The 21,330-nt window shown below is 73.7% G+C and carries 12 protein-coding genes and 1 pseudogene; 11 read left to right on the top strand and 2 right to left on the bottom strand.

Features of this window, described 5'->3' with window-relative positions:
* Nucleotides 1-440: 440 nt before the first annotated feature.
* The 7 genes from ACFV04_RS12255 (at nucleotide 441) to ACFV04_RS12285 (ending at nucleotide 13,216) form a co-directional block, all read left to right on the top strand.
* Nucleotides 441-3,401 carry a putative bifunctional diguanylate cyclase/phosphodiesterase gene (locus ACFV04_RS12255; RefSeq protein ID WP_380528709.1) on the top strand — a complete coding sequence of 987 codons (2,961 nt, stop codon included), beginning with the start codon at nucleotides 441-443 and terminating at the stop codon, nucleotides 3,399-3,401.
* Between the two features lie 328 nt (nucleotides 3,402-3,729).
* Entirely contained in the window at nucleotides 3,730-5,583 is a 1,854-nt protein-coding gene (locus tag ACFV04_RS12260; protein WP_380345618.1) for an acetolactate synthase large subunit, read from the top strand.
* Nucleotides 5,584-5,612: 29 nt separating this feature from the next.
* Complete coding sequence (ilvN, locus tag ACFV04_RS12265; protein ID WP_030057405.1) at nucleotides 5,613-6,137, top strand: acetolactate synthase small subunit; 525 nt, start codon at nucleotides 5,613-5,615, stop codon at nucleotides 6,135-6,137.
* A 119-nt stretch (nucleotides 6,138-6,256) separates the two neighbouring features.
* Complete coding sequence (gene ilvC, locus ACFV04_RS12270; RefSeq protein ID WP_380345615.1) at nucleotides 6,257-7,255, top strand: ketol-acid reductoisomerase; 999 nt, start codon at nucleotides 6,257-6,259, stop codon at nucleotides 7,253-7,255.
* A gap of 242 nt (nucleotides 7,256-7,497) precedes the next feature.
* Nucleotides 7,498-9,084 (top strand): phosphoglycerate dehydrogenase, encoded by a 1,587-nt coding sequence (gene serA, locus ACFV04_RS12275; RefSeq protein WP_380345698.1) that lies wholly within the window; start codon nucleotides 7,498-7,500, stop codon nucleotides 9,082-9,084.
* A gap of 347 nt (nucleotides 9,085-9,431) precedes the next feature.
* Entirely contained in the window at nucleotides 9,432-9,593 is a 162-nt protein-coding gene (locus tag ACFV04_RS12280; protein ID WP_360254185.1) for a hypothetical protein, read from the top strand.
* A 233-nt stretch (nucleotides 9,594-9,826) separates the two neighbouring features.
* Nucleotides 9,827-13,216, top strand: coding sequence for a S8 family serine peptidase (locus ACFV04_RS12285; protein ID WP_380528704.1), 3,390 nt, complete (start codon nucleotides 9,827-9,829; stop codon nucleotides 13,214-13,216).
* Nucleotides 13,217-13,274: 58 nt separating this feature from the next.
* On the opposite strand, the gene ACFV04_RS12290 is transcribed toward ACFV04_RS12285, so the two are convergent.
* Complete coding sequence (locus ACFV04_RS12290) at nucleotides 13,275-15,845, bottom strand: YfhO family protein (protein WP_380528706.1); 2,571 nt, start codon at nucleotides 15,843-15,845, stop codon at nucleotides 13,275-13,277.
* A gap of 164 nt (nucleotides 15,846-16,009) precedes the next feature.
* On the opposite strand from ACFV04_RS12290, the gene ACFV04_RS12295 reads away from it, so the two are divergent.
* The 4 genes from ACFV04_RS12295 to cimA all read left to right on the top strand — a co-directional run bounded on the left by ACFV04_RS12295 (nucleotide 16,010) and on the right by cimA (nucleotide 21,095).
* Nucleotides 16,010-16,597: a Uma2 family endonuclease gene (locus tag ACFV04_RS12295; protein ID WP_380345609.1), complete on the top strand. Its 588-nt coding sequence runs from the start codon at nucleotides 16,010-16,012 to the stop codon at nucleotides 16,595-16,597.
* 46 nt (nucleotides 16,598-16,643) lie between these two features.
* Nucleotides 16,644-17,681: a 3-isopropylmalate dehydrogenase gene (locus ACFV04_RS12300; protein WP_380528708.1), complete on the top strand. Its 1,038-nt coding sequence runs from the start codon at nucleotides 16,644-16,646 to the stop codon at nucleotides 17,679-17,681.
* A gap of 308 nt (nucleotides 17,682-17,989) precedes the next feature.
* The gene (locus ACFV04_RS12305; RefSeq protein ID WP_360254195.1) at nucleotides 17,990-19,102 is read left to right on the top strand and encodes a branched-chain amino acid aminotransferase; all 1,113 of its coding nucleotides are present in this window, start codon (nucleotides 17,990-17,992) and stop codon (nucleotides 19,100-19,102) included.
* 388 nt (nucleotides 19,103-19,490) lie between these two features.
* Complete coding sequence (cimA, locus tag ACFV04_RS12310; protein ID WP_380345605.1) at nucleotides 19,491-21,095, top strand: citramalate synthase; 1,605 nt, start codon at nucleotides 19,491-19,493, stop codon at nucleotides 21,093-21,095.
* Nucleotides 21,096-21,162: 67 nt separating this feature from the next.
* Here cimA and ACFV04_RS12315 read toward each other — a convergent pair.
* Nucleotides 21,163-21,330, bottom strand: a pseudogene (locus tag ACFV04_RS12315) (ATP-binding protein); the annotation flags it as partial.

Here is a 21,330-nt window from a genome sequence, read left to right on the forward strand (position 1 = left end):
AGCCGGGCCGGACCGCCGCCCGGGCGGGCCGGTCCCGGCGGGCCGGGCGCCGCCGCGTGCTCCCGTGCGCGCCGCGTGTGCCCCCGCCCGCGCGCCGCCGCCAACCGGGCCGATCCGTCGGAATCCGGAGCGAGCCCCCACTCCCGCACCATTACTCTAAGTTGAGTGTGCGTGTCATTGAGTGACGGAATTGGTGTAGGGTCCGTTTCGGGAGCATCGGTACGGTGCGGCGACCGACCGGCCGCCCACCCCCTGGGCCGCCGTCCTGACGGGGTGCCAGGTCGCCGCGTACGGCCGAGAGGTGCGCGGCCGGTGGCCCGTGGCCGGGGCGCGAGGCCCCGGGCCGGAGGGGGAGAGGCCGAGTGAGCTCCACCGATACGGTGCTGCCCGGAGCCGGACGCCCGGGTGCACCACCCGCCGACACGTCCGCCGTCGACGCCATGCCCGCGCCCGTCGAGCGTGGCCCGCTGCGCCGGCTCCTGGAGAGCCGCGCCCTGCCGGGACTCGCCCTGGGGGCACTCTGCCTGGCCTACGCCATGGGTGCCGCCGCAGGCTGGGGATCACCCCAACTGTCCATCTTCATGGGGGACTTCGGACTGGCCGCCGCGGCCCTCGCGGCCTCGCTGTCCTGCCTGGTGTACGGCTGCACGGTCGGCGGGCACGCCCGCCCGGCCTGGCTGCTGTTCGGCCTCTCCTCGCTCATGGTCACCCTCGGCAACGGCACCTGGGGCTGGTACGAGCTGGTCGTGCGCACCCCGCTGCCCCGGGACTCGCTCGCCGACTACGCCTTCCTGCTGTTCGCGCCGCTCGCCATCACCGGCGTCCTGGTGCTCGCCCAGCGCCCGCGCTCCGCGGCCGGCTGGCTGTGCCTGCTGCTCGACGGCTGGCTGATCGCCGGCTCGCTGTTCACCCTCAGCTGGAGCCTGGCGCTCGGCCGGATCGCGGCCGGCGAGGACGGATCCCCGCTGCGGCTGGCGCTCAACCTGGGCTACCCGGTGCTGGACATCCTGCTGGTCAGCCTGGTGGTCGGACTGCGCTTCGGCGGCCGGGACGGCAACCGGGCGGCGGTGCACACCGCGATGCTGGCGCTCGCCGTCACCGTGCTGTGCGACGCCCTGTTCACCTCCCCGGGGCTGCGCAGCAGCTACCACTCCGGCGAACTGCTGGACGCCGGCTGGTTCTCCGGCAGCCTGCTGCTGGCCTGGGCGCCGTGGTCGACGCGCTGGCGCCGCCCGCTGCGCGAACACCCCTCGGCCGGCGGTCTGCCGCGCCGCCGGGTGGCCACCACCTTCAGCGCGCTGACCCCGTACGCGGCCGCCGCCGTCTGCACCGCCGGAATCCTCTACAACGCCCTCGGCGGGCGCGCACTGGACCGCGTGGTGGCCGCGGCCGCGTGCACCGTCGGGCTGGCACTGATCCTCAGGCAAGGCGTGATGCTGCTCGACAACCTGTCGCTGGCCCAGGAACTCGCCCACAAGGAGGCGCACTTCCGCTCCCTGGTGCAGGGGTCCAGCGACGTCATCATGATCGCCGGCGCGAACGGCGTGCTCTCCTACGTCTCCCCGGCCGCGCTCGGCGTGTACGGGCGGGACCCGGAGGAACTGGTCGGCGGGAACCTGCTGGACCTGGTCCACGCCGAGGACGTCGACCGGGTGCTCTCCGAGGTCCGCCGCTACCTCGCACGGGTCCGGCTCACCACCCACCGCACCCCGGGCACCGCCGAGCCCTCCGCCCGGGTGGAGTGCCGGATCAGCTCCGGCGGCGGCGAGTGGCTGCACGTCGAGTCCACGGTCAGCCGGCACCGCGACGGGCTGCTGCTCAACAGCCGGGACGTCACCGAACGCGTCATGCTCCAGGCCCAGTTGCAGCACAACGCCTTCCACGACCCGCTCACCGACCTGCCCAACCGGGCGCTGTTCGCCCAGCGGCTGCGGGCCGCCCTCGGCGCCCGCGGCCAGCAGGGCGGGACCGGCGCCGGGATCGCCGTGCTCTTCCTCGACCTGGACGGCTTCAAGGCGGTCAACGACTCCGCCGGACACCAGGTCGGCGACGAGCTGCTGGTGCAGGCCGCCCGCCGACTGCAGGGCGCCGTCCGCTGCGGCGACACCGTCGCCCGGTTCGGCGGCGACGAGTTCGCGGCGCTGGTCTGCGGGCCGCTCGGTCGCCTCCAGGTCCAGGAGCTGGCCGACCGGCTGCGCGTCGCGCTCTCCGAGCCGTACTGGATCGGCGGCGCCGAACTCGGCGTCGCCGCCAGCATCGGCATCGCCTTCGGCACCCCCGAACGCGGCCCCGCCGCCGACCCCAGGACCGCCGCCGACGAGCTGATGCGCAACGCCGACCTCGCGATGTACCGCGCGAAGTCCGAGGGCAAGGGCCGGGTGGTGCTCTACACCCCCGCGATGCGGGCCGACCTGGAGCGCCGCACCGAGCTGGAGGAACGACTCAGACTGGCCGTCCGCGAAGGCGGCTTCACCCTGCTCCACCAGCCCGTGGTGGACCTCCTCGACGGCGCGGTGACCGGCATCGAGGCGCAGCCCCGCTGGCGCTCCGCGGGCGGCCTGCTGCTCACCCCGGCCGAGTTCCTGCGCTCCGCCGAGCACGGCGACTCGGCCACCCGGTTCTCCCGCTGGCTGGTCCAGGAGGCCGCCGCCGCGGCCGCCGCCCGGCGCGGCCGGCCCGGCCGGGGCCACGGAGCGCCGGAGCCCGTCCCGGTGGCCGTGCGGCTCTGCGCCGAGCGGCTCTGCTCGCCCGGCCTGTACGAGACGGTGGCCGCCGCGCTGCGCGACAGCGGGCTGCCGCCCGGCGAGCTGGTGATCGAGGTGTCCCGGATGGGGCCGGACTCGCTCGCCGACGAGCTCGGCCGGCGGCTGGCCGCGCTGCGCCGACTCGGCGTCTCCACCTGGCTGGCCGGATACGGCGCCGGCGGCGGCTCGCTCGGCGCCCTCGCCCGGCTGCCCCTGGACGGTCTCAAGCTGGACCGCACGCTGGTCCGGGACCTCGGCGAGTCCTCGCTCGCCCGCACGCTCGCCGGGCACGCCCTGCGGCTCGGCCGCGACCTCGGGATGGCCACCGCCGCCGAGGGGGTGGACCTGCCCCGCCAGGTCACCGTGCTGCAGGAGCTGGGCTGTGGGCAGGCCCAGGGCTCGGCCTTCGCCCCGCCGCTGGACGAGCCCCGGCTGCGCCGCGCGCTGGCCCGCCGCGGCTACCCGCTGCCGAAGCCCCCCGCCCCGCTCCCCACCCGGCGCGGGTACCTGGCCGCCGACGCCCGGACGAGTGGCCGGACGGACGCCGGGCCGGGACGTGTCGCACATCACCACGGCGGCTCTGACCTGCCCGAACACCGGGCCGTCGGTGGTCCGGCAGGCGGTCCGCATGGCGAGACGGTCATCCCACCTGCTTGACACGCCACCCCGGACGGGAGGATGGTCGTTGCCATGCGCACCCGAATTCTCGTACTTGGCGGGCGCGTCGGCTGACAGGGCTCGCACGCCCTGCTCGTGACAGACCGACGCGCCACCCCTCGCATGCCCTTGGGCACGAGGGGTTTTTTGTTGCACTGACGCTGTTCCACCCCCGCAAGACCCCTGGCCTCGGCCGCCCGAGAACGTCGCTCCGACGGATCGAGCGGGAGGATTGAGGCAGAGCCGGCGATCGACCCGGACCGGGACCCCACCCTCGCAGCACCGGGGCCCGCAGCCGGGTCGGCAAGAACCGAGAAGAGACAGGCAGATGACCGAGCACGCCGCATCCCCCCGCCGCGGGGACAACCCGGCCGCCAACGCTCCCGCTCCCCAGCACGTCGTCGAGACCATGACCGGCGCCCAGTCGCTCATCCGCTCCCTGGAGGCCGTGGGCGCGGACACCGTCTTCGGCATCCCGGGCGGGGCCATCCTTCCCGCGTACGACCCGCTGATGGACTCGGCCAAGGTGCGCCACATCCTGGTCCGTCACGAGCAGGGCGCCGGCCACGCCGCCACCGGGTACGCCCAGGCCACCGGCAAGGTCGGGGTCTGCATGGCCACCTCCGGGCCGGGCGCGACCAACCTGGTCACCCCGATCGCCGACGCCTACATGGACTCCGTGCCGATGGTCGCGATCACCGGCCAGGTCTCCTCCAAGGCGATCGGCACCGACGCCTTCCAGGAGGCGGACATCTGCGGCATCACGATGCCCATCACCAAGCACAACTACCTGGTCACCGACCCCGCCGAGATCCCCCGGGTGATCGCCGAGGCCTTCCACATCGCCGCCACCGGCCGCCCCGGCCCGGTCCTGGTCGACATCGCCAAGGACGCGCTGCAGGCGACCACCACCTTCCGCTGGCCGGTCGAGGCCGCCCTGCCCGGCTACCGACCGGTCACCAAGCCGCACGCCAAGCAGATCCGCGAGGCCGCGAAGATGCTGGTCGGCGCGAAGCGCCCGGTGCTGTACGTCGGCGGCGGCGTGATCAAGGCGCAGGCCACCGCCGAGCTGCGGATCCTCGCCGAGCTGACCGGCGCGCCCGTGGTCACCACCCTGATGGCGCTCGGCGCCTTCCCGGACAGTCACCCGCAGCACCTGGGCATGCCCGGCATGCACGGCTCCGTCCCGGCCGTCACCGCCCTGCAGAAGTCGGACCTGCTGTTCACCCTCGGCGCCCGCTTCGACGACCGCGTCACCGGCAAGCTGGACAGCTTCGCCCCGTACGCCAAGATCGTCCACGCCGACATCGACCCGGCCGAGATCGGCAAGAACCGCCCGGCGGACGTGCCGATCGTCGGCGACGCCCGCGAGGTGCTCGCCGACCTGATCGTCGCCGTCCAGGCCGAGTTCGACGCCGGCCACAAGGGCGACTACGCCGAGTGGTGGGAGAAGCTCGACGAGTGGAAGAAGACCTACCCGATCGGCTACGAGCCGGCCCCGAACGGCCAGCTCTCGCCGCAGCAGGTCATCGAGCGGATCGGGAAGCTGGTCGGCCCCGAGGCGATCTACGCCGCGGGCGTGGGCCAGCACCAGATGTGGAGCTCGCAGTTCATCCGGTTCGAGAAGCCCGGCACCTGGCTGAACTCCGGCGGTGCCGGGACCATGGGCTACGCCGTCCCCGCCGCGATGGGCGCCAAGGCCGGCCGCCCGCAGACCCCGGTCTGGGCCATCGACGGCGACGGCTGCTTCCAGATGACCAACCAGGAACTGGTCACCTGCGCCCTGAACGACATCCCGATCAAGGTCGCGGTCATCAACAACGGCTCGCTGGGCATGGTCCGGCAGTGGCAGACGCTGTTCTACAACCAGCGCTACTCCAACACCGTGCTGCACGCCGGCCCGGGCCACGACGGCATCGAGCCGCCCGCCCAGGGCACCCGGATCCCCGACTTCGTCCTGCTGTCCGAGGCGATGGGCTGCGTGGGCCTGCGCTGCGAGCGCCCCGAGGACCTCGACGCGGTCATCAAGCAGGCGATGGAGATCAACGACCGTCCGGTCGTCATCGACTTCATCGTCCACCAGGACGCCATGGTCTGGCCGATGGTCGCGGCCGGGACCAGCAACGACGAGATCCAGTTCGCCAAGGGCGTCCGCCCCGACTTCGGCGACGACTCCGACTGACCCCACCACCAGAGCGACTGAGGAACCACATGTCCAAGCACACCCTCTCCGTCCTGGTCGAGAACAAGCCCGGCGTGCTCGCCCGCATCGCCTCGCTGTTCTCCCGTCGGGGCTTCAACATCGACTCCCTCGCCGTCGGCCCGACCGAGCACCCGGACGTGTCCCGGATGACGATCGTGGTCAACGTCGAGGACCTCCCGCTGGAACAGGTCACCAAGCAGCTCAACAAGCTCGTGAACGTGATAAAGATCGTCGAACTCGACCAGGCCGCTGCGATCCAGCGGGAACTGGTCCTGGTGAAGGTCCGCGCCGACAACGAGACCCGGTCGCAGATCGTCGAGATCGTCCAGCTGTTCCGTGCCAAGACCGTCGACGTGTCGCCCGAAGCGGTGACCATCGAGGCCACCGGCAGTTCGGACAAGCTGGAGGCCATGCTCCGGATGCTGGAGCCTTACGGCATCAAGGAGTTGGTCCAGTCCGGCCTGGTCGCGATCGGCCGCGGCGCCCGTTCCATCACGGACCGGTCGCTGCGCGCACTCGACCGCAGCGCCTGACCGGCGCGGGACGGCGACCCGCCCGTCTCAAACCCTGAAGCAAAGACCCCACAACCGCCGGGACCGCATACGGTGAATACCGCGTACCCCGGCACCATGATGCAAGGAGATGTGCCCCCGTGGCCGAGCTGTTCTACGAAGACGACGCCGACCTGTCCATCATCCAGGGCCGCAAGGTCGCGGTCATCGGCTACGGCAGCCAGGGCCACGCCCACGCGCTGTCCCTGCGCGACTCCGGCGCCGACGTCCGGGTCGGCCTGAAGCCGGAGTCCACGTCCCGCGCCAAGGCGGAGGAGGCCGGCCTGCGCGTCGTCACCCCGGCCGAGGCCGCGGCCGAGGCCGACGTCATCATGATCCTGGTCCCGGACCCGATCCAGGCCGACGTCTACGCGGCCGACATCGCCCCGCACCTGAAGTCCGGCGACGCCCTGTTCTTCGGCCACGGCCTGAACATCCGCTTCGGCTTCATCAAGCCCCCGGCGGACGTCGACGTCTGCATGGTCGCCCCGAAGGGCCCGGGCCACCTGGTCCGCCGCCAGTACGAGGAGGGCCGCGGCGTCCCGGCGATCGTCGCCGTCGAGCAGGACGCCACCGGCAAGGCCTTCGACCTGGCGCTGTCGTACGCGAAGGGCCTGGGCGCCACCAAGGCCGGCGTCATCAAGACCACCTTCACCGAGGAGACCGAGACCGACCTGTTCGGTGAGCAGGCCGTCCTCTGCGGTGGCACCGCCGCCCTGGTGAAGGCCGGGTTCGAGACCCTGGTCGAGGCCGGCTACCAGCCGGAGATCGCCTACTTCGAGTGCCTGCACGAGCTGAAGCTCATCGTCGACCTGATGTACGAGGGCGGCCTGGAGAAGATGCGCTGGTCGGTCTCCGAGACCGCCGAGTGGGGCGACTACGTCACCGGCCCGCGCATCATCACCGCCGACACCAAGGCCGAGATGAAGAAGGTCCTCGCCGAGATCCAGGACGGCACCTTCGCCAACACCTGGATCGCCGAGTACAAGGCGGGCCTGCCGAAGTACAACGAGTACAAGAAGGCCGACGAGGACCACCTGCTGGAGACCACCGGCAAGAAGCTGCGTTCGCTGATGAGCTGGGTCAACGAGAAGGCCTGAGCCTGCGCGGGCCGTTCGCGCGGCCCGGTTCCGCAACTGCCTTGTACAAGTAGGCTGCTCCCGTCCGGGTGATTTCGCCGGACGGGAGCAGCCTGGCAGCCAGCCCGTCGATACACTCCGAGTGCGCGTCAGGCCCACAGCGTCGTGCGTCTACCTACGCGGCATGCCACCTTCCCCCGCCCTTCCACGCCACCTACGTGCCGGGGGAACCGCAGAGTTAAGGACACACTGTCGTGAGCACTGTGACATCCAAGACCGCCGTCGTTCTGATCGCCGAAGAGCTGTCGCCCGCCACCGTCGACGCCCTCGGACCCGACTTCGAGATCCGCCACTGCAACGGCGCCGACCGCACCGAGCTGCTCACCGCGATCGCCGACGTCGACGCGATCCTGATCCGCTCCGCCACCAAGGTCGACGCCGAGGCGCTGGCCGCCGCCCGCAAGCTCAAGGTGGTCGCCCGAGCCGGCGTCGGTCTGGACAACGTGGACGTCGCCGCGGCCACCAAGGCCGGCGTGATGGTCGTCAACGCGCCGACCTCCAACATCGTCACCGCCGCCGAACTCGCCTGCGGCCTCCTGATCTCCGTCGCCCGCAACATCGCGCCGGCCAACGCCGCGCTCAAGCAGGGCGAGTGGAAGCGCAACAAGTACACCGGCGTCGAGCTGAGCGAGAAGACCCTCGGCGTCGTCGGCCTCGGCCGGATCGGCGTCCTGGTCGCCCAGCGGATGTCCGCGTTCGGGATGAAGATCGTCGCGTACGACCCCTACATCCAGGCCGCCCGCGCCGCCCAGATGGGCGTCAAGCTGGTCACCCTGGAGGAGCTGCTGGAGGTCTCGGACTTCATCACCGTCCACCTCCCCAAGACCCCCGAGACGATCGGCCTGATCGGCGACGAGGCGCTGCACAAGGTCAAGCCGACCGTGCGCATCGTGAACGCCGCCCGCGGCGGCATCGTGGACGAGGAGGCGCTCGCGAGCGCGCTGCGCGACGGCCGGGTGGCCGGCGCGGGCCTCGACGTGTACGCCAAGGAGCCGTGCACCGACTCCCCGCTGTTCGCCTTCGACAACGTGGTCGCCACCCCGCACCTGGGCGCCTCCACCGACGAGGCGCAGGAGAAGGCGGGCATCGCGGTCGCCAGGTCGGTGCGCCTCGCGCTCGCCGGCGAGCTCGTACCGGACGCCGTGAACGTCCAGGGCGGCGTGATCGCCGAGGACGTCCGTCCGGGCCTGCCGCTGGCCGAGAAGCTCGGCCGGATCTTCACCGCGCTGGCCGGCGAGGTCGCCGTCCGGCTCGACGTCGAGGTCCGCGGCGAGATCACCCAGCACGACGTGAAGGTGCTCGAACTGTCCGCGCTGAAGGGCGTGTTCGAGGACGTGGTGGCGGAGACGGTGTCCTACGTCAACGCCCCGCTGTTCGCCCAGGAGCGCGGTGTCGAGGTCCGTCTGACGACCTCCAGCGAGAGCCCCGAGCACCGCAACGTGATCACCGTGCGCGGCACCCTCGCCGACGGCGAGGAGATCGCCATCTCCGGCACGCTGGCCGGCCCCAAGCAGACCCAGAAGATCGTCGGCGTGGACGCCTTCGACGTGGACGTGGCGCTCACCGACCACATGGCCTTCTTCAAGTACGAGGACCGCCCCGGCGTGGTCGGCGTGCTCGGCCGCCACCTCGGCGACGCCGGCATCAACATCGCCGGCATGCAGGTCGCCCGCGACGGCGGCGGCGCGCTGGCCTCCCTCACCGTGGACAGCGAGATCCCGCAGGACGTGCTGTCGGCGATCGCCGCCGAGATCGGCGCCCGCTTCGCGCGCTCGGTCGACCTGGGCTGATCCTCCGGGCCCCGTGCCCGTCGTCCCGCGCAGGGCCCGGACCGCCGATCGATCGGCGGTACGGGCCCTGCTGCACGTTCCCGGGTGGCTCCCGTCTCAGATACTAGGAAATCCGAGTATTCGTGCAGACACGGCCGGAACCGGGTCGTACCGTGGAAGAGCCATACGGTGTGCCGCCCCTGTAGCCAGGGCGCGCGGCCCGTGTGCGCGTGCGCCCTCACGGGCAGGCGACCCCTGCTCCCGCGCGCTCCATCCCGTCGCCACCGCCACCCTCCCCGGGACGCGCGGCGCCTCCGTCTCCCACCCCCGCGCTCGCCCTCGGCAGCGCCGCTTCCAAGGAGCCAGGTATGCCCCCCACCGCCGACCGCCACGCCGCCACCGCGACCGCCACGACCCCCGTCCGCGCCCCGCGCCGCCGTCGGGCCGCCGAGCGCACCCCCTTCGCGGCCGCCGCCCTGCAGCGCTCGCTGGACCGCCGGGACAACGGCGGCGTGACCGGCCACCACTGACCGGCCGCCACTAGGCGGCACCGCGGGTGGCGTTCATCGGCCGACTGGGCCGAACGGGCTGATGGTGCGTCACTCCGTAGAGTGCAACCTCGTTCCATTCGAGGGAAGTTGCTCGCCCGGGCCGGCGCGATCATCCTAATTTGGGGCCCCCGGAAGGGTGATCGACGTCTGCGCGGGCGGGCGTCAGCGGCACCGAGTGCGGATCAGTCCCCCCTGCCGGGGGAGAGGGCCCAGTGCGTCTGCCACCCGTCCGCCGACCCTTCGTCCGGATCGGCCTCACCCTGACCCTGCTGGCCGGGAGCGCCGTCCTCGCCGCCACCCCGGCGGCGGGCGGACCACTGACCGCCGGACCACCGACCGCCGGACCACCGTCCGCGGGACCACCGGGGGCCGGTCGAACGGCCTCCGTCCTGCTCGAACTCGGCACCGAGGCGGCCGGCCCCGCCTGGCGGCGCGCCGCCGACGGGGCCCGGCGGGAGCAGCGCCCCCCGGAGGCCGTCCGCCAGGAGGCCGCGCGGGCCGGCGCCGCCCAGCGGGCCCGCGCGGGCGACGCGCTCGACCGGCTCGCCGGCGCCGTCCACCGGGCCGCGCCCGCCGTCCGCGAGCTCTACCGCACCCGCACCCTGCTCACCGGCCTCGCCGTCGAGGCGCCCGCCGACCGGCTGCCCGCGCTGCGGGCGCTGCCCGGCGTCCGGGCCGTCCACCCGATCGTCGCCAAGCGGCGCGACAACGCCCACTCCGTCCCGCTGACCGGCGCCCCGCAGGTCTGGGCCGGCGGCTCCGCACCCGCCGGCAACACCGGGAAGGGCGTGCGGATCGGGATCATCGACAGCGGCATCGACTACACCCACGCCGACTTCGGCGGTCCCGGCACCGAGGAGGCCTTCCGTTCGGTCGAGCGCGGCAAGCCCGCGCCGCCCGCGCTGTTCCCCAACGCCAAGGTGATCGGCGGCAAGGACCTGGTCGGCGACGACTACGACCCGGACCCGGCCTCCCCGCACCACCAGCCGGTCCCGCACCCCGGCGACAACCCGCTCGACTGCGTGCGCAACGGGCACGGCACCCACGTCGCCGGCACCGCGGCCGGGTACGGCGTCACCGCCGACGGCCGGCCGTACACCGGCCCGTACGGGCCCGGACTCGACCCGGCCGCGTTCAGGATCGGCCCCGGCGCCGCCCCCGGCGCCCAGCTGTACGCGATCCGGGTGTTCGGCTGCGACGGCTCCACCGACCGGCTCACCGAGGCCCTCGACCTGGCCGCCGACCCGAACGGCGACGGCGACCTGGCCGACCGGCTCGACGTCGTCAACCTCTCGCTCGGCAGCCGCTTCGGCAGCGCCGACGACACCGACGCCCTGGCCGTCGACCGGCTCGCCGCGTTGGGCACCGTCGTGGTCGCGGCCGCGGGCAACGAGGGCGACGTCTACGGCATCGGCGGCAGCCCCGGCACCGCCGCCCGGGCGATCACCGTCGCCGCCTCCGTCCACGGGCACGCCGACGTGGACGGCATCACCGTGCTCGCCCCCGCCACCCTGGCCGGCATCGTCCCGGCGCACTGGAGCGAGCGCTACCAGGGCTGGGCCGGCACCGAGGTGAGCGGTGAACTCGCCCTGCCCGCTGACCAGTCGGACGGCTGCGCCGCCTTCGACGAGGCCGACCGGCAGCGGCTGGCCGGCAAGATCGCCGTGCTCGCCTGGACGACCAGGGACGCCGACCGGGCCTGCAACTCCGGCCCGCGCGCCGACCACGCCGCCGACGCGGGCGCGATCGGCGCGCTGTACGCCGCCGACACCGACCACCTCGCCGAGATCGCCGGCGACGACCGCGTCCCGGTCGCCCTGCTGGCCCGCGCCGACGGCGAACGCCTGCGGCAGGCAGCGGCCGCCGGGCCGGTGCGGGTCCGGCTCGCCGCCCCCGGCAACCCCCTGCACGGCTCCGTCGGACAGGACCAGCCGGCCCGGACCGACACCCTCACCGACTTCACCTCGCGCGGCATCGGCGTGCCCGGCGTGGTCAAACCCGACCTGGCGGCGCCCGGCGAGACCATCTGGTCCGCCCTGGTCGGCAGCGGCACCGGGGGCCAGCGCGAGAACGGCACCTCCATGGCCAGCCCGCACGTCGCCGGGCTCGCCGCGCTGGTCCGCGCCGCACACCCGGACTGGCCGGTCGAGCAGGTCAAGGCCGCGCTGATGAACACCACCACGGACACCTACGTCGGCGACGACCACGGCGGGCCGGTCTACGGGCCCGAGCGCACCGGGGCCGGGCGGGTCCGGGTCGACCAGGCGGTCCGCACGCCCGTCGTCGCCTACGCCGCGGGGGAGGGCGCCGAGGAGGGCGGCGTCGGCGTCTCGTTCGGACCCGTCGAAGTCGGCGGGCCGACGGCGCTCACCCGGGAGATCGAGGTCCGCAACCACTCCGACCGGCCGCTGGGCTACCGCACCGGCTACACGGCGGCCACCGAACTGCCCGGGGCCTCCTTCCGGGTGAGCCCGGACCGGGTCGACGTCCCGGCCGGCGGCACCGCGCGGGTGCGGGTGACGCTCTCCGTCCCCGGGCGGCTGGGCCGCGCGCCCGACCCCACCATCGACACCACGCAGGGCGGCAGGGCGCGCAGCTACCGCGGTGAACTCTCCGGGCGGGTGCTGCTGACACCGGTCGCGGACGCCCTGCCGCAGCTGCGGGTCCCGGTGCTCGCCGCCCCGCGGCCGACGAGCGACCTCGCGGCGACGGCCACCGCCCGCACCGCGCGGGACGGCACCTTCGTCACGCTCGGCGGCAGCTCGGCGCCCGGCGCGGCACCCGGACTGGTCACCGCCCTCGCCCTCGGCGGCGAAGGCGCCCGCTGGGCCGACTGCCCGCCCGTCAGCGCCGCCACTCCCGGGCCGGGCGCGGCCACCCCCGGGCCGGGCGCGGGCATCCGGCCCGACGGTGCGGGGGAGGGCACCGACCCCGCGCAGGACCTCTGCGTCGAGCACCCCGCCGAACGGGCCGCGAACCTGCGCGCGGCCGGCGCCGCCGTCGACGCCGACACGCTCTACGTGGGCGCGCAGTCGTGGGCCGCCTCGGCCACCCCGGTCGGGCTGTACGGCGTGCGGGTCGCGCTGGACACCGACGGGGACGGCAGCACCGACGTCATCCTCAAGGCCGACCGGCTGCGCGGCAGCGACGTCCTGGTCTCCCGCGCCCTCGACGCCCGCACCGGGGACGAACTCGACGTCCAGCCGCTCAACGCCCGCTGGGGCGACACCGACACCGCGCTGCTGGACAGCGACGTGGTCGTGCTGCCCGTCCGGCTGAGCGCCCTGCCCGGCGTCGGCCCCGGCCACAGCACCGTCCACTACGGCGTCTGGACCGGCGTCGCCGCCTCCGGCACACCGGACCCGGCCGAGGCCTACGCCGCCATCGGCCTGCGCGGCACCCGGCCGACCGTCCCGCTGGACGTCCTGCACCCGGCCCTCACCGCCCGGGTCGGCCTCACCGGCCCCCCGGCGGTCATGGCGCCCGTCGGCCCGGGCGGCTTCCTCGCCGTGCACCGCACGGCGGGCGGCGGCTCCGGGCTCCTGCTGCTGCACCACCTCAACCGGGGTGAGCGGCGGGCGCAGGTGCTGACCCTGCCCTGACCGGGCGGGCCGGGACCACCCGGGGGCGGTTCGCCGACAGCGGTCGGCGGGCCGCCCCCTACGCGTCCCGGGCGTCCCCGGACGCCCCGGTGCCGCCGGTGTCCCTGGTCTCCCCCGTGTCGCGGACGCCGCCGGTGCCCCCGGTGTCCCCGGTCGCCAGGGCGGTGCGTCGGTCGCGGCGGGGCGTGCGGGTGGGGCGGCGGGACAGTCGGCTGAAGACGGCGACCAGGGCGAGGGCGCCGGCCGTGGCCGAGCTGACGGTGAGCCCCTCGGTGAGGCCCGGTGGGCGGAACGAGCAGGCGATCCGGGAGGCGCCGGGGCCGAGCGGCACCCCGATCATGCCCAGGACCGGCGTGGGGACGGCGGGCAGGCCGCCGTCGACGGCGCAGGTCCAGCCCTCGGTGGCCGGGACGGAGAGCAGCGCGATGCCGGTGGAACCCGTCGGGAGGGTCGCCGCCAGGGTGTGCCCGTTCGCCTCGACCCGGGTCGCGCCGGTCGCGGTGAGCCGGGCGACGGCGGCGTCCAGGGCGCCGGTGCGCAGACAGCCGATCGGCCGGGCGGGGACCTGGCTGACGGTGTCGGACCGCAGCGTCACCCGGACCACCCCGTCCGCCGGGACGGTCCCCAGCCGGTGGATCGCCACGGCCGTGGTCGGCTGCTCGCCGTCGCTGCGGTAGCTGGTGCCGAGGCCGCTGACCGTGCCCCGGTACCAGACGCCGTGGAAGAACGCCGTCGAGCCGGGCGTGCAGGCGGCGGTGAGGACGGTGCCCCCGCCGCCGGACGGCACCGACCAGCCGCTGGTGCCGTGCAGGGTGGGCGCCAGGCCGCCGTCCGGAACGGGCAGCGGGGCGTCGTACACCTGGCTGCCGAGCAGCGACTCCTGCCGGGACCACACCGAGGAGGTCTCCGGCCGGGCGCCCGGCGGCATGACGGTCACCGGCGGCGGCGCGGCCGCCCGGACGGAGGTGAAGCCGAACGGCGGCGGTCCGTCGTCCAGGTGCGCGCGGACGGCGAACAGGGCCTGCCCGACCGGGTCGGTGACGCTCTCGGTCTGCCGCCCACCGGCCGTCCAGCCCGCACCGAGGTCGTGCATCAGCAGCGCGGCGGCGGTCGGCAGGTAGCTGCTGAAGTAGCCGCCGCCCTGGCCGCCCAGCAGCAGCGGATCGTTGGGGGTGAAGGCGTGCGGGCCGGGGTCGCTGCGGCCGCGCGGCCAGTCGTCGGCGGCGCGGACCGCCGCGTGCCCGGCCCGCACGGCCGCCGGGGGGACGCTGCCGGAAGGCGCCGCGCCGAGCGCCGCGTACCCGGACCAGACGGCGTTGCCGAGCACCGCGCCGCCGATCACCCAGGTGGCGACGGTGTTCGCCCGCCGGTCGGTGTGCCGGCGGTCCAGGACCCACAGCGCGGCGAGCAGGACGGCACCGCCGGCGGTCAGCAGCACCCAGGTGGCGGGGCGGACCGAGTGCCGGCCCGCCGCCAGCCCGGCGATCACCGCGACCACGGCGGCGCCGCCCAGCAGGGTCGGCGGGTCCGGCCGGTGCGCCAGCGACACCCAGCCGGCCAGCACCAGCAGGCCGCTGAGCACGAAGGCGACCCGGTACGGTCCGCCGGCCGGGATCGCCAGACCGTGCCAGACCAGGACGGTCGGGGTCCAGACGAAACCGAGCCCCACCACCACCAGCGCCGCGCACCACACCGCCCGCACCCGCGGCCGCACCCGCCGGTTGAACGGCAGCCCGCACACCAGCAGCAGCCCCAGCAGGCCGATCGCCACGTCCGGCAGACCCCGCCCGCCGTGGGTGGCGGGCAGCAACTGGGCGAGGTGCCCGCCCAGGCCGGACGGGCCGAGCGGCTCGACCGGCGACTCCGGCTGGGCCTCCCGCGCGGCCCGGACCGCGACGAACAGCACCGGGGAGGCGAGCAGCACTCCGGCGGCGGCCATGGTGACCGCCCGGCCGGTGGCCCTGACCCCCTGACGGAACGGCCGGGAGGTGGCGAACAGCCGTACGGCGAACAGGAGTCCGGCGGCCAGGGTGGCCAGCGCGGCGGTGTACAGGTTGCCCGCCCAGGCCAGGGCGACGCACAGCGTCCCGGTCACCCAGCGCCGCTCGTGCAGGCACCAGTCGGCGGCGAGGCCGAGCAGCGGCAGCGAGACCAGGCCCCAGAGCCACATCGGCGCGGCCCCGCCGACGTCCAGCACCCAGGCGCACAGCCCGTACCCGACGGCGGCGAGCGCCCGAAGCCGGTGGGGGCCGGGGTGGAGGCGGCCGAGCAGGCGGGCCATCGCCGCGGTGCCGAGGCCGATGGTGGCGAGGGTGACGAGGAGGACGGCGAGCTCGCCCCGGTCGCGGGGGAGGAACGCGGTGAGCCAGGAGAACGGGTTCATCAGGTAGGCGAAGAAGTCCGCCAGGAACGGGACGCCGTAGCCGCTGTTCCAGTTGAACAGCAGGTCCCCGGTGGCCTGCCCGTGCAGCAGGTCCCACAGGTGGGCGTGGTACGGCACCGCGATCGCGTCCGCCCCGGCCGGCCACGTCCCGCGCAGCCCCGCCGCCAGCGCGTACCCGCCCGTCGCCAGGCCGGCCGCGCCCCCGCAGACCAGCAACTCCCGCCGCCGCTCGGCCCTCACCCGCACGCCCCGTTCTGCCAGTGACCCCGGACCAGTGACCCGGACCTCGCCACCCTAAGCGCGCCCCCGGCGCGGGAAACGACGTACGCGCTCCTTCGAAGGAGTGGCGTCCGGGAGGGCCTTGCCGAGTAGCCTGGGAAGGCCGTCAGGATGCCCGTATGGGAGGAACCATGAGCATCGAGCAGTACCCCGACTGGCTTCGCCCGCCGGTTGGCGGATACACCGCCGAAGACTTGGACCGGCTGCCGGATCTCCCGCCGCACACCGAGCTGATCGACGGGAGCCTGATCTTCGTGAGCCCGCAGACCATCTTCCATATGTCGACGCTCCGCGTCCTGGAGTGGGCGCTGGTGAGGGCCGTTCCGCCCGGATGGGCCGTGTGGCGAGAGATGACGATCATGCTCAACCGGCGCAACAGGCTGGAGCCGGATCTCCTGGTTGTCGACAAGCGGGTCAACAGCGGCCCCAGGGGGCGGAAGGGAACCTCTTGCCAGCCGGAGGACGTGCTACTGGCGGTGGAGGTTGTGTCCGAGGAGTCGCAGGAGCGTGACCGGGATACCAAGCCCCGGAAATACGCTGCGGCCGGTATCGCCCATTTCTGGAGGGTGGAAGATGACGACGACGGCCGTCCGGTCGTCTACGTGTACGAGCTGGACCCGGCCACCAGGGCGTATGGCCTGACCGGGATCTACCACAAGCAGTTGAAGGTGGACCGGCCGTTCCCGGTTGAGATCGACCTGACCGATGCGTCCGAATAGTGGACGCCAGGTGTCAACCCCTGGGACGGCGGAGTAGGGTCCGAGCATGTCTCGCACCATTCGTCTCGCAGTTGTCCCGGGTGACGGCATCGGCCAGGAAGTGGTGGCCGAAGGCCTCAAGGTCCTGGGCGCCGTGCTTCCCGCCGATGTGAAGCTGGAGACCACCGAGTACGACCTCGGGGCCCGGCGCTACCACCGGACGGGGGAGACGCTGCCGGACGACGTGCTGGCGGAGCTGAAGTCGCACGACGCGATCCTGCTGGGCGCCATCGGTGACCCGAGCGTTCCGTCGGGGGTGCTGGAGCGCGGGCTGCTGCTCAAGCTGCGGTTCGCCTTCGACCACCACATCAACCTGCGTCCGGGCCGTCTCTTCCCCGGGGTGAAGTCCCCGCTGGCCGGCGAGCCGGACATCGACTTCGTGGTCGTCCGCGAGGGCACCGAGGGCCCGTACGTCGGCAACGGCGGCACGCTGCGCACCGGGACGCCGCAGGAGGTGGCCACCGAGGTCAGCCTGAACACCGCGTACGGCATCGAGCGCGTGGTGCGCGACGCCTACCGCCGGGCCCAGGCGCGGCCGCGCAAGAAGCTCACCCTGGTGCACAAGAACAACGTGCTGGTGCACGCCGGGCACCTGTGGACGCGGATCTTCGCCGCGGTCGGCGAGGAGTTCCCCGAGGTCACCACCGACTACCTGCATGTCGACGCGGCGACCATCTTCTTCGTCACCCAGCCCGAGCGCTTCGACGTGATCGTCACCGACAACCTGTTCGGCGACATCCTGACCGACCTGGCCGCGGCCGTCACCGGCGGCATCGGCCTGGCCGCGAGCGGCAACATCAACCCGAGCGGCGAGTTCCCGTCGATGTTCGAGCCGGTGCACGGCTCGGCGCCGGACATCGCCGGCCAGGGCAAGGCCGACCCGACCGCCACCGTGCTGTCCGTCGCCATGCTGCTGGAGCACCTCGGCTTCGCCGCCGAGGCCGCCCGGGTCGAGGCCGCCGTCGCGGCGGACCTGGCCGAGCGCTCCGGCACCCGCAGCACCTCCCAGGTCGGCGACGCGCTCGCCGGGCGAGTATCCGGCTAGCGGGCCGGATCCGACAGCGGGGTTCCGGCTAGCGGGCCGGATCCGACAGCGGGGTTCCGGCTAGCGGGCCGGATCCGACAGCGGAGTTCCGGCCGACGGGCCGGACCCACAAGGTGTCCGGCCAGCTGGGCCGGACCGCATAACCGCAGCTTGCAGCTCTCAAAGGAGCCGGCGGCTGTTCGGCACGGCCCTCTGGATGCGAGTATCGACAGTGGGCCGTGTCGCTGTGCGTTCGTTCCGGCGTTCGATCGCCGGTACGTCCTTGCGGCGGTGGGGCCCGGACCAACCCCACGGTGAAGGAAACAGCCATGAGCACGCCCACCCAGGCGCCCATCACGTTCGACCTCAAGCCCTCCGCCCACCCGCTGCCCGCAGCGGAGCGCGAGGCCCGGCTGACCAACCCCGGCTTCGGCCGTGTCTTCACCGACCACATGGTCACCGTCCGCTGGACCGAGGGCGTGGGGTGGCACGACGCCCAGCTGGCGCCGTACGCGCCGCTGGAGATCGACCCGGCGAACATGACCCTGCACTACGGTCAGGCGATCTTCGAGGGCCTGAAGGCCTACCGCCAGGCCGACGGCTCCATCGCCACCTTCCGCCCGGAGGCCAACGCCGCCCGCTTCCAGGCCTCGGCCCGCCGCCTGGCGATGCCGGAGCTGCCGGTCGAGACCTTCGTCGAGGCCGTGGAGCTGCTGGTCCGGCAGGAGCAGGAGTGGGTCCCGAACGAGCCGGAGCAGAGCCTCTACCTGCGTCCGTTCATGTTCGCCACCGAGGTCGGCCTGGGTGTCCGACCGGCCAACTCCTACCTCTTCATGATCATCGCCTCGCCGGCCGGTGCCTACTTCCAGGGCGGCATCAAGCCGGTCTCGGTCTGGCTGTCCAAGGAGTACGTCCGGGCCGCGCCCGGCGGCACCGGCGCGGCCAAGTGCGCGGGCAACTACGCCGCCTCGCTGGTCGCCCAGGCCCAGGCCGCCGAGAAGGGCTGCGACCAGGTGGTCTGGCTCGACGCCGCCGAGCACCGGTGGGTCGAGGAGATGGGCGGCATGAACCTGTACTTCGTCTTCGGCGAGGGCAAGGACGCGAAGATCGTCACCCCGGAGCTGTCCGGCGCCCTGCTGCCCGGCATCACCCGCGACTCGCTGCTCCAGCTCGCCTCCGACCTCGGCTACGCCGTCGAGGAGCGGAAGATCTCCACCGACGAGTGGCAGCAGGCCAACGCCGACGGCACCCTCACCGAGGTCTTCGCCTGCGGCACCGCCGCCGTCATCACCCCGGTCGGTTCGGTGAAGTCCGCCGCCGCCGACTGGACCGTCGGCACCGGCGAGCCGGGCCCGATCACCATGGAGCTGCGCAAGGCGCTGCTGTCGATCCAGGGCGGCCAGAACGCCGACACCCACGGCTGGCTGCACAAGATCGTCTGATTCCGGAACGCCCGCACCGGCTCCGGCCTGCCGTGTTTCGCATCGCGAGACGGGCGGGCCGGATCCCGGGAGCTGTGCCAGACTGCCAGCGTGTCCTCGCTTTCGCTGATTATCGGCAGCAGGCGCGCCGGTCCGCAGTGACCGCTCCCGCAGGACCCGATGCGGAGCGACCACGAGCGTCCAGACCCGCGCGCAGACCTCTCGCACCCGCGAGGGGTCTTTTGCTTTGTGGGCACCGCCCCGCCGAGCACCGCCACCCGGACCGGCCGAGGCCCCCACGAAGGGCCCGGGGACACCGGGGCCGCGCGCGAGATCCTGGACAGTGGAGCCGGGACCAGAAAATCCGGCCAGAGCAGTACGAACCTCCCCGAACGGAGAACCAGGGGTCATGACCGAGGTCAGCCGTACCGACGACAGTTTCCACGTGTTCGACACCACGCTGCGCGACGGCGCCCAGCGCGAGGGCATCAACCTGACGGTGGCGGACAAGCTGGCCATCGCCCGGCACCTGGACGAGTTCGGGGTCGGCTTCATCGAGGGCGGCTGGCCCGGGGCCAACCCCCGCGACACCGAGTTCTTCGCCCGGGCCGCCGCCGAGCTGGAGCTGGAGCACGCGCAGCTGGTCGCCTTCGGAGCCACCCGCCGGGCCGGCGGCCGGGCCGCGGACGACCCGCAGCTGGCCGCGCTGGTCGGCTCCGGTGCCCCCGTGATCACCCTGGTCGCCAAGGCGCACGACCGGCACGTGGAACTGGCGCTGCGCACCACCCTGGACGAGAACCTGGAGATGATCCGGGACAGCGTCGAGTTCCTGCGCTCCCGGGACCGCCGGGTGTTCATCGACTGCGAGCACTTCTTCGACGGCTACCGGGCGAACCGGGAGTACGCCCTCGCCGTGGTCCGCACCGCGCACGAGGCCGGCGCGGACGTGGTGGTGCTCTGCGACACCAACGGCGGGATGCTGCCGGCCGGTGTCCGGGACACCGTCGCCGACGTCCTGGCGGCGACCGGCGCCCGGCTCGGCATCCACGCCCAGGACGACACCGGTTGCGCGGTGGCCAACACCCTGGCCGCGGTGGACGCCGGCGCCACCCACGTCCAGTGCACGGCCAACGGCTACGGCGAGCGGGTCGGCAACGCCAATCTGTTCCCGGTGGTCGGCGCCCTGGAGATCAAGTACGACCGCCGGGTGCTGCCCGCGGGCAGGCTGCCCGAGATGACCCGGATCTCGCACGCGATCGCCGAGCTGGTCAACCTGGCGCCCTCCACCCACCAGCCGTACGTCGGCTACTCGGCCTTCGCCCACAAGGCGGGACTGCACGCCTCCGCGATCAAGGTCGATCCGGACCTGTACCAGCACATCGACCCCGAGCGGGTCGGCAACACCATGCGGATGCTGGTCTCCGACATGGCCGGCCGGGCCTCCGTCGAACTCAAGGGCAAGGAACTCGGCTACGACCTGTCCACCGACCGGGACCTGGCGGGCCGGGTGGTCGCCAAGGTGAAGGAGCAGGAGAACCTCGGCTACACCTACGAGTCCGCCGACGCCTCCTTCGAGCTGCTGCTGCGCGACGAGGTGCGCGGCAGCCGGGAGCGCTTCTACACCCTGGAGTCCTGGCGGACCATCAGCGAGCAGGGCCCGAACGGGGTTTCCGGCAACGAGGCGACCGTCAAGCTCTGGGCCAAGGGCGAGCGCCGTACCGCCGTCGGCGAGGGCAACGGCCCGGTGGACGCGCTGGACCAGGCCCTGCGCACCGCGCTGGAGGGCATCTACCCGCCGCTGGCCACCTTCGAGCTGGTGGACTACAAGGTCCGCATCCTGGAGGGCCAGCACGGCACCGGGTCCAAGACGCGGGTGCTGGTCGAGTCGACCGACGGCACGTCGACCTGGTCCACCGTCGGCGTCGCGGACAACGTGGTCGCCGCCTCCTGGCTGGCGCTGGAGGACGCGTACACCTACGGCCTGGTCCGCGCCGGGCTGGAGCCCACCGAGTAACCGGCCGGGGGCAGGGCCGTGGCCCGTCGGACTCCGCGCGGGGTCCGACGGGCCACGTGTGCCTGGGTCACCGCAGTCGGGCGAGCAGTGCGTGTTCGACGAGCGTGATGAGGGCGCTCTTGGCGCTGTCGCGGCGGCGTGCGTCCAAGGTGACGACCGGGGTGTCGGCGCCGAGCTGGAGGGCCTCGCGGACCTCGTCGGCGGTGTGGGGCTGGTGTCCGTCGAAGCCGTTGAG

This window comes from Kitasatospora sp. NPDC059599 (genome assembly GCF_042735125.1).
Taxonomy (GTDB): Bacteria; Actinomycetota; Actinomycetes; order Streptomycetales; family Streptomycetaceae; genus Kitasatospora.

Coding starts and splice junctions, on each gene's coding strand:
- ACFV04_RS12255 (WP_380528709.1), top strand. CDS start 441: ATGCCCGCGCCCGTCGAGCGTGGCCCGCTGCGCCGGCTCCTGGAGAGC.
- ACFV04_RS12260 (WP_380345618.1), top strand. CDS start 3,730: ATGACCGAGCACGCCGCATCCCCCCGCCGCGGGGACAACCCGGCCGCC.
- ilvN (WP_030057405.1), top strand. CDS start 5,613: ATGTCCAAGCACACCCTCTCCGTCCTGGTCGAGAACAAGCCCGGCGTG.
- ACFV04_RS12280 (WP_360254185.1), top strand. CDS start 9,432: ATGCCCCCCACCGCCGACCGCCACGCCGCCACCGCGACCGCCACGACC.
- ACFV04_RS12295 (WP_380345609.1), top strand. CDS start 16,010: ATGAGCATCGAGCAGTACCCCGACTGGCTTCGCCCGCCGGTTGGCGGA.
- ACFV04_RS12300 (WP_380528708.1), top strand. CDS start 16,644: ATGTCTCGCACCATTCGTCTCGCAGTTGTCCCGGGTGACGGCATCGGC.
- ACFV04_RS12305 (WP_360254195.1), top strand. CDS start 17,990: ATGAGCACGCCCACCCAGGCGCCCATCACGTTCGACCTCAAGCCCTCC.
- cimA (WP_380345605.1), top strand. CDS start 19,491: ATGACCGAGGTCAGCCGTACCGACGACAGTTTCCACGTGTTCGACACC.